Annotated in this window: 14 protein-coding genes and 1 pseudogene; 6 read left to right on the top strand and 9 right to left on the bottom strand. The window is 64.0% G+C overall.

The window, feature by feature from the left end:
* The first annotated feature begins 91 nt into the window (after positions 1–91).
* Complete coding sequence (locus MGN01_RS19695) at positions 92–2005, top strand: potassium transporter Kup (RefSeq protein ID WP_238258210.1); 1914 nt, start codon at positions 92–94, stop codon at positions 2003–2005.
* 1336 nt (positions 2006–3341) lie between these two features.
* Here the strand turns inward: MGN01_RS19695 and MGN01_RS19685 are convergent.
* From MGN01_RS19685 to MGN01_RS19675, 4 genes are all read right to left on the bottom strand, one after another.
* Entirely contained in the window at positions 3342–3560 is a 219-nt protein-coding gene (locus MGN01_RS19685) for a hypothetical protein (protein WP_147048539.1), read from the bottom strand.
* An 8-nt stretch (positions 3561–3568) separates the two neighbouring features.
* Complete coding sequence (locus tag MGN01_RS19680) at positions 3569–3853, bottom strand: hypothetical protein (protein ID WP_147048538.1); 285 nt, start codon at positions 3851–3853, stop codon at positions 3569–3571.
* A complete protein-coding gene (locus tag MGN01_RS23725) occupies positions 3846–4019 on the bottom strand; it encodes a hypothetical protein (RefSeq protein WP_170246077.1) in 174 nt (57 codons plus the stop codon). The genes MGN01_RS19680 and MGN01_RS23725 overlap by 8 nt, the downstream gene beginning before the upstream one ends.
* Positions 4020–4486: 467 nt before the next feature.
* A complete protein-coding gene (locus MGN01_RS19675) occupies positions 4487–5362 on the bottom strand; it encodes a LysR family transcriptional regulator (protein WP_238258208.1) in 876 nt (291 codons plus the stop codon).
* Positions 5363–5440: 78 nt separating this feature from the next.
* On the opposite strand from MGN01_RS19675, the gene MGN01_RS19670 reads away from it, so the two are divergent.
* Positions 5441–6661, top strand: a complete 1221-nt coding sequence (locus MGN01_RS19670; RefSeq protein ID WP_147048536.1) for a YbfB/YjiJ family MFS transporter — start codon at positions 5441–5443, stop codon at positions 6659–6661.
* The gene (locus tag MGN01_RS19665; protein ID WP_147048535.1) at positions 6661–7236 is read left to right on the top strand and encodes a carboxymuconolactone decarboxylase family protein; all 576 of its coding nucleotides are present in this window, start codon (positions 6661–6663) and stop codon (positions 7234–7236) included. Before MGN01_RS19670 ends, MGN01_RS19665 begins: the two co-directional genes overlap by 1 nt.
* Positions 7237–7430: 194 nt before the next feature.
* On the opposite strand, the gene MGN01_RS19660 is transcribed toward MGN01_RS19665, so the two are convergent.
* The 3 genes from MGN01_RS19660 to MGN01_RS19650 form a co-directional block, all read right to left on the bottom strand.
* Positions 7431–8213, bottom strand: coding sequence for a protein-L-isoaspartate O-methyltransferase family protein (locus tag MGN01_RS19660; protein WP_147048534.1), 783 nt, complete (start codon positions 8211–8213; stop codon positions 7431–7433).
* A gap of 230 nt (positions 8214–8443) precedes the next feature.
* On the bottom strand, positions 8444–8761 hold the full coding sequence (locus MGN01_RS19655) for a tautomerase family protein (RefSeq protein WP_238258206.1): 318 nt from the start codon (positions 8759–8761) through the stop codon (positions 8444–8446).
* Positions 8762–8877: 116 nt separating this feature from the next.
* On the bottom strand, positions 8878–9576 hold the full coding sequence (locus tag MGN01_RS19650) for a glutathione S-transferase family protein (protein WP_147048533.1): 699 nt from the start codon (positions 9574–9576) through the stop codon (positions 8878–8880).
* 113 nt (positions 9577–9689) lie between these two features.
* On the opposite strand from MGN01_RS19650, the gene MGN01_RS19645 reads away from it, so the two are divergent.
* On the top strand, positions 9690–10265 hold the full coding sequence (locus tag MGN01_RS19645) for a TetR/AcrR family transcriptional regulator (protein WP_147048532.1): 576 nt from the start codon (positions 9690–9692) through the stop codon (positions 10263–10265).
* A 169-nt stretch (positions 10266–10434) separates the two neighbouring features.
* On the opposite strand, the pseudogene MGN01_RS19640 reads toward MGN01_RS19645, so the two are convergent.
* Positions 10435–11514, bottom strand: a pseudogene (locus tag MGN01_RS19640) (IS630 family transposase).
* A 68-nt stretch (positions 11515–11582) separates the two neighbouring features.
* On the bottom strand, positions 11583–12494 hold the full coding sequence (locus MGN01_RS19635) for an MBL fold metallo-hydrolase (protein WP_147048531.1): 912 nt from the start codon (positions 12492–12494) through the stop codon (positions 11583–11585).
* Positions 12495–12669: 175 nt separating this feature from the next.
* Between MGN01_RS19635 and MGN01_RS19630 the strand changes: the two genes are divergently transcribed.
* Both MGN01_RS19630 and MGN01_RS19625 read left to right on the top strand, forming a co-directional pair.
* Complete coding sequence (locus MGN01_RS19630; protein WP_147048530.1) at positions 12670–14013, top strand: sensor histidine kinase; 1344 nt, start codon at positions 12670–12672, stop codon at positions 14011–14013.
* A gap of 9 nt (positions 14014–14022) precedes the next feature.
* Positions 14023–14685 (top strand): response regulator transcription factor, encoded by a 663-nt coding sequence (locus MGN01_RS19625; protein WP_147048529.1) that lies wholly within the window; start codon positions 14023–14025, stop codon positions 14683–14685.
* Positions 14686–14735: the final 50 nt, after the last annotated feature.

Here is a 14735-nt window from a genome sequence, read left to right as displayed (position 1 = left end):
CAACGCTCAACGCCGTCGAACGTTACCGGCTCCTTGGCCGTTGAGGACGGCCCTTCGTGGGTGACGTCGGACCGCCCGGAGAAGAGTGCCCATGCCGTCCAGTACCGCGACTGAGCTCCCCCCCACGCAGGCGCCTCTGCCTGCCGCAGCGGAGCACGGCTCGAAGACGGGTTTCTGGGCGCTGACTCTCGGCTCCGTCGGCGTGGTCTACGGCGACATCGGAACCAGCCCGCTCTATGCGCTGAAGGAATCGCTGCACGCCGCTGCCGGCGGCGGACACGCGCCAACACGCGACATGGTGTTCGGCGTCGTCTCGCTGATCCTCTGGGCGCTCATCCTCATCGTCACGCTCAAGTACGTGCTCATCGTCATGCGTGCCGACAACGGCGGCGAGGGCGGCACCCCCTCCCTGGTAGCCCTGGCCCAACGTGCGCTTGGCCATTCCGGCGGCTTCGTCATCGCCCTCGGCATGGTGGGCGTCGCCCTGTTCTACGGCGACGCCATCATCACGCCTGCCATCTCGGTGCTGTCCGCCGTCGAGGGGCTGAAGCTCGTCACACCCGCCCTCGAGCCCTACGTCCTGCCCGTCAGCCTCGCTATTTTGGTCGGGCTGTTCGCGGTCCAGAGCCACGGCACGGCGCGGGTGGCGTTCTTCTTCGGGCCGATCACGGCCTTCTGGTTCAGCGTCATGGCGCTGGGCGGCCTCAGCCACCTCGTCGAGGACTTGAGCATCCTGGCGGCCCTCAACCCGGCCCACGGTATCGGCTTCCTGTTGAGCCACGGCACAGCCGGCCTGCTCGCACTCGGCGCCGTGTTCCTGGCAGTGACCGGGGCCGAGGCGCTCTACGCCGACATGGGCCACTTCGGCCGTTCGCCAATCCGCACAGCCTGGTTCGGCCTCGTGTTGCCGGCGCTCGCCCTGAACTACCTGGGTCAGGGCGCCATGCTACTCGCCCACCCCGAGCGCATTGAGAACCCCTTCTTCCTGCTCTATCCGTCCTGGGCGCTGCTGCCGATGGTACTGCTGGCGACCGTGGCGACGGTTATCGCCAGCCAGGCGGTTATCACTGGTACCTTCTCAATCACGCAGCAAGCCATGCAGCTCGGCCTCCTGCCGCGCATGCGAGTGCTGCGTACCTCCGAGACCGAGAAGGGCCAGATCTACATCCCGAGGGTCAACTGGTGGCTGCTGGCCGCCGTCGTGCTCCTGGCGGTGCTGTTCAAGTCGTCGAGCGCGTTGGCGGCGGCGTACGGCATCGCGGTCACCGGCGACATGGTCATCACCGCAAGCCTCGTCTTCGTTGTGGCTTGGCGGTTCTGGCGGTGGCCGGTGGCCGTCGCTGCACTCGTCATCGCGCCTTTCCTGCTCATCGAGTTGGTGTTCCTCTCGGCCAATGCCCTCAAGCTGCTCCACGGCGGCTGGGTGCCCTTGACCATCGGTGCCGCCCTGGTGATGGCGATGTGGACATGGCGGCGCGGCTCGGCCCTCGTCGCCGAGGAGATCCACCGGCAGCGCGTGCCGCTGCCCGACTTCGAGCGGATGGCCGAGGCCGGCTCGCTCCTGCGAGCGCCGGGGACCGCCCTGTTCCTGACGGGCTCGCCCGGCGACACGCCCGGAGCCTTGATGCACAACGTAAAGCACAACCACGTGCTGCACGCCCGAAACGTCATCCTGCACGTGGTCACCGACGACATGCCGCGTGTTCGGCAGGCAGAACAGGTCACGGTGAAACCGCTGTCAGACGTCTTCACCTGCGTGACGGTGCGTTTTGGGTTCATGGACCTGCCCGACTTGCCCCGCGCGCTCGCCGGCGCGGGCTTCGACGCGGCAGGGCTGTCCTACTTCCTGACGCGACGGGTCCTGGTGGCTTCACCGGAGACAGGCATGCCCGTCTGGCAGGACCGTCTCTACATCGCCATGGCGCGGGCGGCGACCGATGCGTCGCGCTACTTCCGCATTCCTGTCGACAGGGCCGTTGAGATCGGCGCCAGGATCGATATCTGAGGGCGCTGTTCTCATCCGGGAAACATCCACCGCCGCTAAATGCCGGATACATCAACGAGGCGCCTGCTGTGTGTCGGCGAGAGGCGACCGCAGTCCACAACCCAGAATCATCAGGCTCGGGCACGTTCCTTCCGAATGAAACGCTCGACCTCAGAGCCTGCCCCGTCTGTCTGACGTAACCCGTCCGGTTCGCCTAGGGGGTTTTCTTCGTCTCGCGCCACCGCGCTTCTCGAGGTAATTGCGATCTCCAAACCGGCAACCATGGGAACCCATTGCCCTTTGTGTCATCATCGACGCACTCACTGGCGACGTCGTTGGGCGCGCTGTCGAAGCCGCTTCGCCCGTCGACGCCGCGTGTCGGATCTACAGCGACCTGGGAATGGCCCGTCATGGCTACGGTCATGTGAGCCGTTGCAGCAACAACGCGACGTTCGACGTCTACGATATCTGTGACGAGGTGGATGCTTCGAGCGCTGAGGCGGTAACTACCGCAGGCACCTACGTCACTTCGCTGATCGCCTACGTGGCTTAGTTAGGCTCTGCCTCGCCGAGATGTGCCCGCCCGGTTCGCCGCGAAGGTTTTACTTTTGTCTCGCGTTTCGGTTTGCCGGGAACTCCTACCATCTCCGCCCAATACCCTCCGGCCAACAAAAAAGCGGAGGAATTCCATGAAATCTGCATTCGCTGCGAGCGCAGTCGCGCTGCTCATGTCCGCGTCGCTTGGTGTTGCGGCTCCCTGCAATATCGGCGCAGCGAAAGGTAATGCTCCCCAGGACGCAGCGTCCGAACAGAAGAGTTCGGCGACGGACCAGTCCAACAAGAACACAGCGAGAGGGTAGCAGCCGGCATCGCCGGGCACGGTCGGCGCGATGAACAACGCCGGAGCAATCAAGGCATTGGGCAACAGGCGTCTACAGGCGAAGGCAAGGAAGATCCGGCGGCGACGAACCTGGCGGGCGGCAATCAGCCTGCGTCACCCGGCACAGTCGGTGCCATGAACAATGCCGGTTCCGCTCAGGGCGTTGGCAAGGATGATGGTTGCTGATCTACTAGGCTCAACCCGTCCATAGCACCAGACCGTAGATCGCTACGCCGGTTGCTACGAGCGTAAGGATGATGGATGGCGCGTCCCAGAAGAAGCCCAGCGGCCTCCGTCGGTCCTTCGGCAGGCCTATCTCCAACAGCAAAAACTGATCGTATGCCTCACAAGGAGTCGGCATCGGCGCCGTCGCGCAATCGCCTTTCAACGCATTCCCCAAGATGCGTCTGGCGCGCGAATTAGGCATCCTACGAAGTTAGCTGGTTTCTGGCCCCGCTGATAGGATCGCTGTCCGTATCATCGTGCGGCGAAAGGCTTCGGTGGCGTTCTTGTCGGCGAGCGCCTTCCGGGTCGGTGTGCTGACATCGCCTGCGCGAGGTCGAGCGTCAGGCCGTCGGCAACCTTAAAGGCCTGGGCGTCCGACGCGTTCAGGTAGGCCTTCACCGCAGCGTCGATCTGGTCGTCAGTGACGGCCGCGACCTTGCGCAACTCGCCGATGGCGGGTTGATCTGCCATGCTGGAGCTTAGGCGGGATTGGGCGGAGAGGGGAGATGCACGATTACTGGCCGCACGCGAGAGGCGCGCTGCCTTGAGACGCTCTTCGGCTGCTCGCCCCAGAAGAACTCGCCACTGCTAACGATGTAGGCGTTAATCCAGCCCTCGTTGTTTTCGTAATCGGTCTTGAGGCACAACGTGCCGTTGTCGCTGAGGAAGGGTCCGATCGGGCATACCTCAAGCGACATCGGATCGCCGATCTCTCCTGCCAGCGGCAGCGCCTCATAGACAACGTCGTCTTCGCCCTCAGCCATGATGCAATCCTGTGCCGAATGAGGGAGTCTTCCGCAGCCCTCTGAACGACCTTACCACGTGCTCGCCGCTCTCGTGCTCGATCAGCACTTTCCGCATCCCTTTGTCGGCCCAGCGGATCAGCACGACGGCCGGCTTGCCGCGTTCGAGGTAGGTGCGGCCGATCACGGCTCCCTCTCCTCGATCCCAGCGGCTTTGGCGCGGCGGCGCTGATCTCAAGAACTTTGTCCCAGACTTCGATCGCGCCGATGCTTCGCGCAGTACTGACGGACAACACACCGAAGTGAGCGACGAGCCACCCCACGACAAACGCTGGCGGGCTCGTGTTGAGCACCCTAGCGAGAAGTGCCAGGGCGACGACGCAGAACCCATAGAGTTGGTGCCGCCGCGCCATACCCCCTTCGCCTGCTCTTGCGTGCGGGGCGGGGAGGGGCAGCCTCCACTCTAGTTGTCAAAATCTTACGGATGGACCCCATGATCTGGGTCCGCTCCCCCCCGTTGCAGGCCTTGATCGGTCGCACGGTCGCAGCCGGAATGAATGGAAAGCGGACCGTGCGCTTTCTAAGATCCTGCTTAGCTGTGGCTGCACAACCCGCACAAAACCCTCATATTCCAAAGCAATCTGGCAGCCTTTTCTATGCCGCCTGTTCAGCGATACCCGCGCTGGGCAGCAGCGCCATAAGGGCTTGCAACGGTGCACTGGCGCAATCGGACCAGACGAGATGCGTGCGGTTGACGCGGAAGCGAGGCGGCAACGGATGGCGCTCAACGGCTGTGCTCAGCACGGCATGGTCGAGTACTTCGGCCGGGACGATGGCGGCCCCGGTGCCGGCAGCCACGCAGGCGACGATGGCGTAATACGAACTCATCTCCAAGACCCGCTCCGGTAATACGTTTCCCTCGGCCAGCCACTCAATGAGGCGCTGGCGGTAGGAGCAGCCATGCGGGAAGGCCACCAGCGTGCGCCCGCCTAACTCGCTGGCCTGGCGGATCGTCGGCACACCCCGGCCAGTGATCAGCACCAGTTCTTCGTCAAAGGCCGGCACCGACGACAGGTTTCCCCGCTCGAACGGCTCGGACACAAAGGCGGCTTCGACCTCGTACCGCTCCAACTGGCGCAGCATCGCGCGGGTCGTGCCGGTTTGAAGTTCGATCGTGACGTGGGGGTTCTGCGCATGGAAAGCCGACAGGATCGGCGGCAGTCGCGCCCCGGCCGCGCTTTCCAGAGACCCGAGCCGCAGCACGCCACGCACGATGCCGCTGCGCAGTTCCTCTTCGGCCAAGTCGGCCATCTGCAGCAACTTCTCGGCATGGCCGAGTAGGGTGCGCCCGGCCTCGGTCAGGGTCAGGCTGCGGCCCTCGCGCCGGAACAGCGCCATCCCAAGCCGTTCCTCAAGCTGCTTGATCCGGGTGGTGACGTTGGATGGTACACGGTGCAGGTGGTGTGCAGCCCGCGTCACACCGCCCTCACGCACGACGCAGCGAAAGATATGCAGGTCGTCCAAATCCATCGTTCTCATAAAGAGAACCATAGATCACGATAATTCAGTTTCCAAGACGTCGAGATGGGTGTTCAATCCAACCCTCCGATGAGCACTACATTCTCACCTTCCGCCCGACCTAGCCGCTCGACCTCGCCCGTCGTCGTCAGCGGACTTGTCACGCTCGCGATAGCGATGGGGGTGGGCCGCTTCGCCTTCACGCCGCTGATGCCGCTGATGATCCGCGACGGCACCCTCGACGCTGCCACCGGCACGGAGTGGGCGGCAGCCAACTATGTCGGCTATTTGATCGGCGCTCTGACCGCCTCATGGTTCAGTGGCAACCCGCGTCGTGGTCTGCTTCTGAGCCTGATTGGCGTCGCACTCACGACACTGGCAATGGTGGCGGTTGATGCCGTTCGCACCCCCCTGCTTGGGGCCATGCTGCGCGGGGCGGCCGGCGTGTTCAGTGCCTGGGCGCTGGTTTGCGCAAGCAGCTGGTGCCTGGCTGAACTTGCGCGACGTGGAGCCGGGCAGTCGGGGGCATGGATCTACACGGGCGTCGGTCTCGGTATCGCCTTGGCCGGCGTGCTGACCTGGCTTGGCGGGCGCCAGCGGGCGGACTGGCTGTGGCTTGAGCTGGGGCTGATCGCCAGTGCCGGAGCGGTGCTGGTCTGGGCACAGTCATGGGGACAGAACACGGCCCCGGCCGAGATCACGGAACGCGAGGCCACAGCCGTTGCAGCAAGGCGAAAAAGTGGGCGGCTGGCTCTGGTGCTCTGCTACGGGAGCTTTGGGTTCGGCTACATCGTGCCCGCGACATTCCTGCCAGCCATGGCGCGCGAGCTGGCTCCCGATCCTCTGCTATTCGGGCTGACCTGGCCACTGTTCGGTCTAGCCGCTGCCCTGTCGGTTGCCGCCGTGGCCCGCTGGCTGCCGAGCACACCACGCCAACGCCTGTGGGCGCTGTCGCAGGGCGTCATGGCGCTTGGCACTGCCCTACCCCTGTTTGTCCAAGCCCTCTGGGCCGTGGCCGCATCAGCAGTCTTTGTCGGCGGCACGTTCATGGTTGCCACCATGGCTGGCTTGCAGCTGGCGCGCGAGGCGCGGCCAGACGATCCGACCCCGCTCCTCGCCCGGATGACCGCTGCCTTCGCCGCCGGGCAAATCGCGGGCCCGCTGCTGGTGCGCGCCCTCGGCTCCGGCCGCTGGGCCGGCTGGGACGCACTGGGCTGGACCGGCGCAATCGCGACGCTGGTGCTGGTGCTGACGGCCCTGTGGCTATGGCGCGGCGCCAAACCGCCTCCCAAGAGCCTAAGGCCCGTCTGATGCGTCCCAACCGGTCCGCCTCCGCAACGCCGCCCTTTCCGGAGTTCGGGCTTTCCGAACGCCTCGGACCGCCGGCCACATTCGATGCGGAGCAGCAGGCAGCCGCTGATGAACTGACCAACGGCCCCCGCCAAGGGGTCTACGGTCCGTTCCGGCCGCTGCTGCACCGCCCCTCGTTGCTTCAAGCGGTCGCCAAAGTTGGGGAGACACTGCGCTATGCCGGGATGCTCGACGCAGCATTGCGCGAGTGGGCGATCTGCGTGGTGTCGCGGGAGCTGTCCAACGTGTTCGAATGGGACATGCATTTGCCGCTGGCAGAAGCTGCGGGCGTGCCGCCTGCTGCCTTGGCTGCAGTCGAACGGGGTGTGCCGCTACCGACCGATCTCCACGCCGATCTGGTCTTGGCGCATGCCATAGCCGGCGAACTCATCCACCAGCATCGCCTAAGTGACGAAACCTATGCCGCTGCTCTGCGCACTTGGGGTGAAGCAGTAACAGTCGAGTTGCTAACGCTGGTCGGCTACTTCGTGATGGTGTGCTGGTTGATGAACGTCGCTCGCACTCCGGGGCCTTAATAATCCAAGTCTGCTTCGTCGGCTGCGGCCTTGACTCCGGACGTTTGCCTAGCGGTTATCGAGCCGGCGCTACCCACCCTTCTCGGACGTTTCGGGCAGGTACCATCCGTCAGGTTTTTACCACTAGTGGCTCAATTCCGACGCTTGCTACGTACGAAGACCGGCTGCTTCCGACCCAACCGAGACGTACGGTTTTAGCGAGGCGCCGCCGAGAACCAGACATCCCGGCATATCGCTACAGCCGTGTCATCAGGTTCTCGATCCTTTGTCAGCCATGCCGCGTCGATTGAGCGTGCCTGCCAAGGACTGGGAGCCTTCAGGCAATCCGCTGGGTCCGAAGCACCAACGCAGGGTATGAACCATGACGGCCCCAGAGGCCGAACTCCAAAACCGTCTGCCCCTCGTGTCAACATCAGCGCGATCCCCACGTAGCTCGACGGTCTCCAAGGGAAGATGATCCTGCCCCCAGGTCGCAGCGCCTCCAACCATCGGCCCGGCGGCGAAACAACACCAGCATTGACGTAGATCACGTCACAATCGGGCAGAACAAGTGTCGTGGCATCGCCATGAACGACAGTCACACCATCAAAATGTTTAAGATTTTCCGTTGCACGGCGAGCTAGAATTGGCTCAATCTCATAGGCATGGACTTTGCCGTTTGGGAGAACGAGCAGGGACAAAAACGCAGTATAGTAACCTGTTCCCGCGCCGATATGAACAATGGTTTCGCCACCTTGGGGCGCAGCAAAACCGATCCAAGCTGCATGGAGAAACGGCTCGCCATTATTGATGCCTTGATCGGCATTCAACGCCACAAGAATATTTTGATATAAGAAGATTGGGTCATCGCTCGGCGTTTCGACGTATCGATTATTGACCATGACCTTCCAAGGCCCAGGTCCCAGGAATGCTTCTCTTGGAACGAGCCCGAATACGCGCTCAAGCCGAGGGTCGACAGAACCGCTGGCGACTGTCATCAGCCTCGCATGGAATGCGCGCACATCGTCAGTCTGTCTATGGTTTGGCAAGGTAAAAATCCAAGCTGCTTTTCTCGTACCATGCTCGCAAAGCAACAGGCAGAAAATCGATCTGACTAGCGTAGCCGCTTCCGACCCACGCCAGTCGTTACGTTGACCGTCGGCGCTTCCCCGAAGCGGTCATTGATCTGCGGCCCTGCAGTTGTGGACTGAGGTCGTATCGGGAGTCGTTACCACGGCTGACCATCACCGAACGACCAGTCCTCCTTGTCGACAAAGACCATGTTGATCATGATGTCGTCGGGTCGGATCTCCAACGTCGATTTCAGTTCGTCGGCAACGAAACGATAGAAGGCGAACTTGGTGTCCTTCTTGTTGCCGACGGTGCTCGTCACCTGGATCAAGATGAAGTCTGGCGACCGGCTGAACCCAAGAAATTGCGGATCGTATACAAGGTTATCCGCTTTGTGCTCGCCGATCACGACGAGGCGGTCGCCATCAGGCGCTTCGAGGATGTCGACGATGCCTCGATAGACAATGTCTGCCACGGCAGCGCGGTACTCGGGGCTTTTCCCCCTGGATCAAATCGATACCTGCAAAAGGCATGATGACCTCCTCGGGCAGGATTGCGGTCGGACCCGGGCTGGGACCGACCGCTGGGCGCTCACGTCCGGTTGTCGATCTCCGGCACACCGCTGCTCCTGTCCGCATAGGCAGCGATGAAGGTCGGCCGAGACTGCCAGCGCTGCCAGAAGGCATCGAGATGCTCGAAGCGCTCATCGAGCGGAGTAGCGTTCACCGGGAACTTGGAGAACGCGATGGCCGTCGCCAACGTGATGTCCGAGAACGTCGGCTGATCGCCTCCCAGCAGCCACGCACGGCCGTCTGAGAGGTGCCGGTCGGCCAAGCCGGCATGCGCCAGTGCCACCTTGCGGGAGTGCTCGCCCCAAGCTGGATTGCTGGTCAGCTCGAGCTTCGGGCCCAGACCCTGATGCAGCACATGGAATGCGGTGACGATGGGATAGAGGATGTGGACCCAGACCCGGTTGTCCCACATCTGATCTAGGCCACGCTCGTGCGCCGTCTCCCCCATGATCTTGCGGCCTTCGAACGCGTCGTCGAGGTAGCGGGCGATGGCAGAGGTCTCACTGAGGTAAGAGCCGTCGGCGAGCGCAAGGGTCGGGGTCTCGCCCCATGCGTTCATCTTCAGGTGCTTCCAGCCTCGCTGCTCACCCGCCGGTGACATGTCGTAGATCGTCTCGTCGAAGTGATTGCCGATGCCCTTCTCGTGCATGAAGATCCGCAGGCGCTGCGGGTTGGGGAAGGCCGACGGTGAGGTGAAGAGCTTGAGCTTGTCGGACATCGTCGTCTCACTTTCCTAAGAATTTTGCCTGTCTGTCATATGACAGGTAGCAAGCTAAGGCCGGCGCCTTGTACAGTCAACACCTGTCTGCCATATGACAGGTGGAGGTTGAAATGGCAGCGACATTGAAGAGGGATGTGCGTGAGGCGATCCTCGTGGCCGCGAGGGAAGCAGCGATGGCCTATGGATACGGCGGCATCAATTTCCGCGACCTCGCGGAGGCTGTTGGCATCAAGGCTGCAAGCATCAACTACTACTTCGCTAATAAGGCCATCCTCGGCGAGGCAGTCGCGCGCCGATATTGGGAAGACATTGCCCGCGATCTTGAAGCTATTTCAACCGATGCGCAAAACCCGATGGAAGCGCTACGGCAATACCCTAGCATTTTTCGCCTCTCTCTGGAACGCAACAATCGCATGTGCCTCAGCAGCTTCATGGCGACAGAATATGACGCGTTGCCGGAGCAGGTTCTGAAAGAGGTCCAGTCTTTTGCCGACGTTAATACGACTTGGTTACGCGAGCAGCTAGTTGGTGCAAAGCTTGTTGAGCCGAAGGACGGGGAGACGAGAGCCCGTGCCATCTATGCTGCTGTGGCCGGAGCTCAGATCATCGCTCGAAGCCGGTCGGACATAAACCTGTTCGACTCGTTAATCAGGAGCTATCAAGAGTCAGGCCTCCTGCCGAACTGATCAAAAGCGCGCACGAAGACAAGGTCCGCTTCCATGCTTTGCCGACCGTAAGCAGACCGGCGGAAAACCACCCTGTTCGGCCACGCCGCTTGCGACCCAATGCGGTCGCCGATCATCCGTTGAAGGGACCTCGAAAGCAGACACCCGCGGCCCGCGAGCTCCAGCGCATCTAGTGGTGCGAGTCTAACACTTGATGCCCGCGCTTTGCGGCTTCGATGATGCGATCCGGGTCAGCGGTCCAGGTAAAGGGCTTCGGGTCGCCGTTGCTCTCGGCGATGAAGCGTTTGATGGCCGCCTGCACCTCGATCAGCGATTTGAACACGCCGCGCCGCAGGCTGCGTTTTGCGAGCTTGGCGAAGAACCCCTCGACGGCGTTGAGCTACGAGGCTGAGGTCGGCGTGAAGGGACACGTCCAGCGCGGGTGGCGGTCGAGCCAGGCACGGACCTTGGGGTGCTTGTGGACGGCATCGTTGTCCAGGATCGCGTGGACGATCTTGCCCGCTGGTACTGCAGCCTCGACCGCGTTGAGGAAGCGGATGAACTCCTGATGCCGGTGGCGCTGCATACAGCGGCCGATCACCTTGCCCTCCAAGACGTCCAGGGCGGCAAACAGGGTCGTCGTGCCGTGGCGCTTGTCGTCGTGAGTGCGCGTCGTCGGCTGACCCGGCTTCATCGGCAATGAGGCCTGCGTGCGGGCAAGCGCCTGGATCTGGCTCTTCTCATCGACCGAGAGCACGACGGCATGGGCGGGCGGGTCGACGTAGAGCCCGACGACGTCGCGCAACTTGGCAGCGAAGGCCGGGTCGGTGGAGAGCTTGAACTGCCGGATCCGATGCGGCTGCAGACCGTGCCCGCGCCAGATCCGCTGCGCCGACGAGATGCTGATGGCCGCGACCTTGCTCATGGCGGCGGCCGTCCAATGCGTGGTTTCGCCGGGCGGATCTCCTTGCGTCAGAGCCACCACGCGCGCCGCCACCTCCGGCCCCAGCGGCGGGATGCGCGCTGGTCGCGTCTTATCCCGCAGGAGCCCGTCGACGCCCTCCTGCGCGAAGCGGTCCTGCCAGCGCCAGACCACTGTCTTGGATACGCCCGCCTCACGCATGATCGCGTGCGTCCCGAGCCCATCGGCGCTCAGCAGCACGATACGGGCGCGCCAGACGTGCTTCTGCGGAGTGTTTCGATCCGCGACCGGGGCCTCCAGCCGAAGGCGATCCGAGGCGGAGAGCTTGAAAGAGATACCACTGCGCATCCCGCCAGACTCGCAGGGCGGGACCCAAACCGAAACCCCGAACGGACTCAACCGTCAGCGCTCAACCACTAGATCAGCGCGTACCCCGCATCAGCGCGCTCGATCCTTCCGCTCGTGGCGAGGTGCATCCCGGTCACCCTCAAGTTCTCCGCCGCCGCGCGGTCGAGGATGCTCCGTCGGGTCGTGATCGCCTCCGCTGGATCGGTGTCCCAGATCACCGTCCAATCCGGGTGTGGCATCTGCAAGACCCGCGAGTGAACTATATCGCCCCAAATCAGCAGCCGATCGGAGCCGTCGGTGATCAGGACGCCCATATGTCCCGGTGTATGGCCGGGCAGTGGCAGCGCATGGATACCCGGTGCGAGTTCCGCTTCGCCGGAGACGCGCCGGATCCGGTCGGGATAGGCCGCCAGCACCGCCTGCGCCGTATCGAACATCGGGCTCAACGCGGCCGGAGCGGAGGCTCTAGCCGCCGCATCCGACCAGTAGGTCACCTCGCGCTCCTGCAGCACGAGTTCTGCGTTCGCGAACCGTGCGAGGCGGTTAGGCGTCAGGAGACCGCCAGCATGGTCGGCGTGCAGATGGCTCAGCCAGATGGTCTCGACCTGGTCCGGCCGCACGCCCTCCGCCGCCAATGCCGCGGTCACACGGTTGAACCCCGGCCCGAGTACAGTGCCGCAGCCCGCATCGAGCAGCCAGTGCCGCTCCCCGCGGCGGATCAGGAACGCGTTGACCGGCTCCGGCGACGGACCCTTCGCGGGGAGACCAGCCCCCTCCAACAAGGTCTCTCCGGCCTGGCTTTCGGCGGCCGGGATCATGCTCGGTTCCAGCGGAAAGAGGCCATCGCGCAACGGCGTCACCGTGAACGCGCCGACCCGGTACGGACCGCTCAGAGGCGCGGCCAACGCAGGGAGGTGTAACCCGAGCGGGAGCAGAGGGGCGGCGGCCAGCAGGTTGCGGCGGGAGAGGAGAAGCGACATGGCCGGCTCCGTGGAGAGGGGACAGCGCCATCCTCCGGATCGTGCCGCGATTAAACCAGGGAAGTGCTCCCGCCGAAGCCCGGGCATTCTTCCCGTCTGAGTGAGCCATGGCTTGCGCATCCCGACGGTCCCAGTGCCAAATCACAGCCTCGCTTCGAGCTCAGCCGTTTGATCCATGAGCCTGCCCGCGCATCTCGGTCTACGCCTTCTCGTGGTCGCCGTGCTCTGCTTGGCGGGGGCGATCGCATGGGCTGCCTGGGACGCCCATACGAGCCTCCGTTGGGAGGCTGCAATGTCGGCGGATCGGATCGCCGCGCAACTGGCGCGTCAGCCAGGCCTCGGAAGCGCCGGGCCGGCTGCAATGCCCGTCAGCGTGCCGCAGGCCGCACCGGCTGTCGTCACGCTCCTGCCGGGCATCTGCGCCGACATTCATCTCGGCGTGGAACTGCCCCGCCGCTTCTGCGGTGACTGGGACGGCCTCGATGCCGCCCCCACTTGGTTCCGAAAGGCGCTTGCCTGGGAAGCCGATGCCACGCCAACGGTTCGAGCGATCGCGTATCGCGAGCGCACAATCGGCAGTGTCACGACATGGCCCGATCCGATGGCATCGGCGGCTCGTCTCTGGCGGCGGACGCGCCTTGCAGGCGGACTGGCCCTCGGTTTGGCTGCGGCGACGGTGCTTCTCAACTGGCTCGCCGTGATGCGCCTCGTCGCACCGGCAAGCCGGATCGTCCAAGAGCTGGAGACCCTCAAAGCGGCCGGGACCCGACCGTTGCTGCCATGTTTCGCTGCCACTGAGTTCGACCGGATCGCCCGCGCTTGCAACGCTCTCGCAGACCGGCTCGCGCATACCGAAGCCGAGCGCGCTGGCCTGATGCAGAGGCTTGTCACGGCTCAGGAAGAGGAGCGTCAGGCGCTCGCGCGCGACCTGCACGACGCCTTCGGCCAGTGCCTAGCGGCCGTTGGAGCGCGTGCTGCCGCGATCGAAGGTGCTGCGCCCCCGGAGCGCGAGGATCTTCGTGAGGACGCCCAGGGCATCGAGGCGCTGATCGCCACGATGCGGGAGAGCTTGCGGGGAGCACTGGCCCGCCTCGAACTGCCCGATCTCGCCGAAGCCGGATTGGAGGAAGCACTGCGTAGCCTCGTTGCCGATTGGCGAGGGCAACTCAGGTCCGGCCCGGCCCTACATCTCGATGTGACGGGCAATCTTACCGATATGCCCGGGACCGTGGCAGCGAGCCTCTACCGGATTGCGCAGGAACTCCTGACAAACGCCTTGCGCCACGGCAGGCCGAGCCGGATCTTCTTGCGGCTCGATCGGTCGGAGGCCGGGTCACGAACAGTGACGCTCACGCTGGACGATGACGGCGGTGGCGATGTGTCTCAAGCCGCGTCCCATACGGGTCGTGGGCTCGTCGGCATCCGAGCGCGGCTGGCCGCCCTCGGCGGGAGCTTCACGCTCATCAGCACTGGCGCCGGTATCCGTGCTTCCGCATCCGTGCCAACCGTCGACGACTGAGATCGCCTCATGGCCTCGTCCATCCTTCTTGTCGATGACCATCCTGTCGTGCGGGAAGGCTATCGCCGCCTGATCGAGCGACAGCCAGGCTTGGTCGTGATCGCGGAAGCCGAAAGCGCTGCGGCGGCTTATTACCAATACAAGGCTCACGAGCCCGATCTCGTGATTCTCGACCTGTCACTGCCCGGCCCAAGCGGCATTGAAGTCCTCCGTCACATCCGCCAGTGGGACAGGGCCGCCCGCATCGTCGTGTTTAGCATGCGCACCGGGGCGGTGATCGCGCGCCAAGCCTTCGCCGCGGGGGCGAGCGGGTATGTCAGCAAGGCGAGCCCACCCCGTGAGCTGCTGGCGGCGGTCGCCGCGGTGCTCCGCGGCGAGCAGGCGATGAGCACCGACATCGCACGCACGATCGCCCAGGATGAGGTAGCCGGGGGGCGCACGGCGCTTGATGACCTCAGCCCTCGGGAACTCGAAATTCTGAACCTGACCGTCAGCGGGATGACCGCCCAGACCATAGCCGAGGCGCTGTGTCTGAGCCTCAAGACGGTGCACAACAACCTGTCGGTGATCCGCGCCACGCTCGGGGCCCGCACCGATGCGCATCTTGTCTGGATCGCGATCGGGGCTGGGCTTGTATCGGCGTCCGAGGAACTACCTATGAGTGAGCCCTAGAATTTTGTCCGCTCTTACGACCTCTCGACCAAAAGCCGACAGGCCGGAAT

This window comes from Methylobacterium gnaphalii (assembly GCF_007992215.1).
Lineage (GTDB): Bacteria > Pseudomonadota > Alphaproteobacteria > Rhizobiales > Beijerinckiaceae > Methylobacterium > Methylobacterium gnaphalii.
This window is presented reverse-complemented; position numbering and strand designations above follow the sequence as displayed.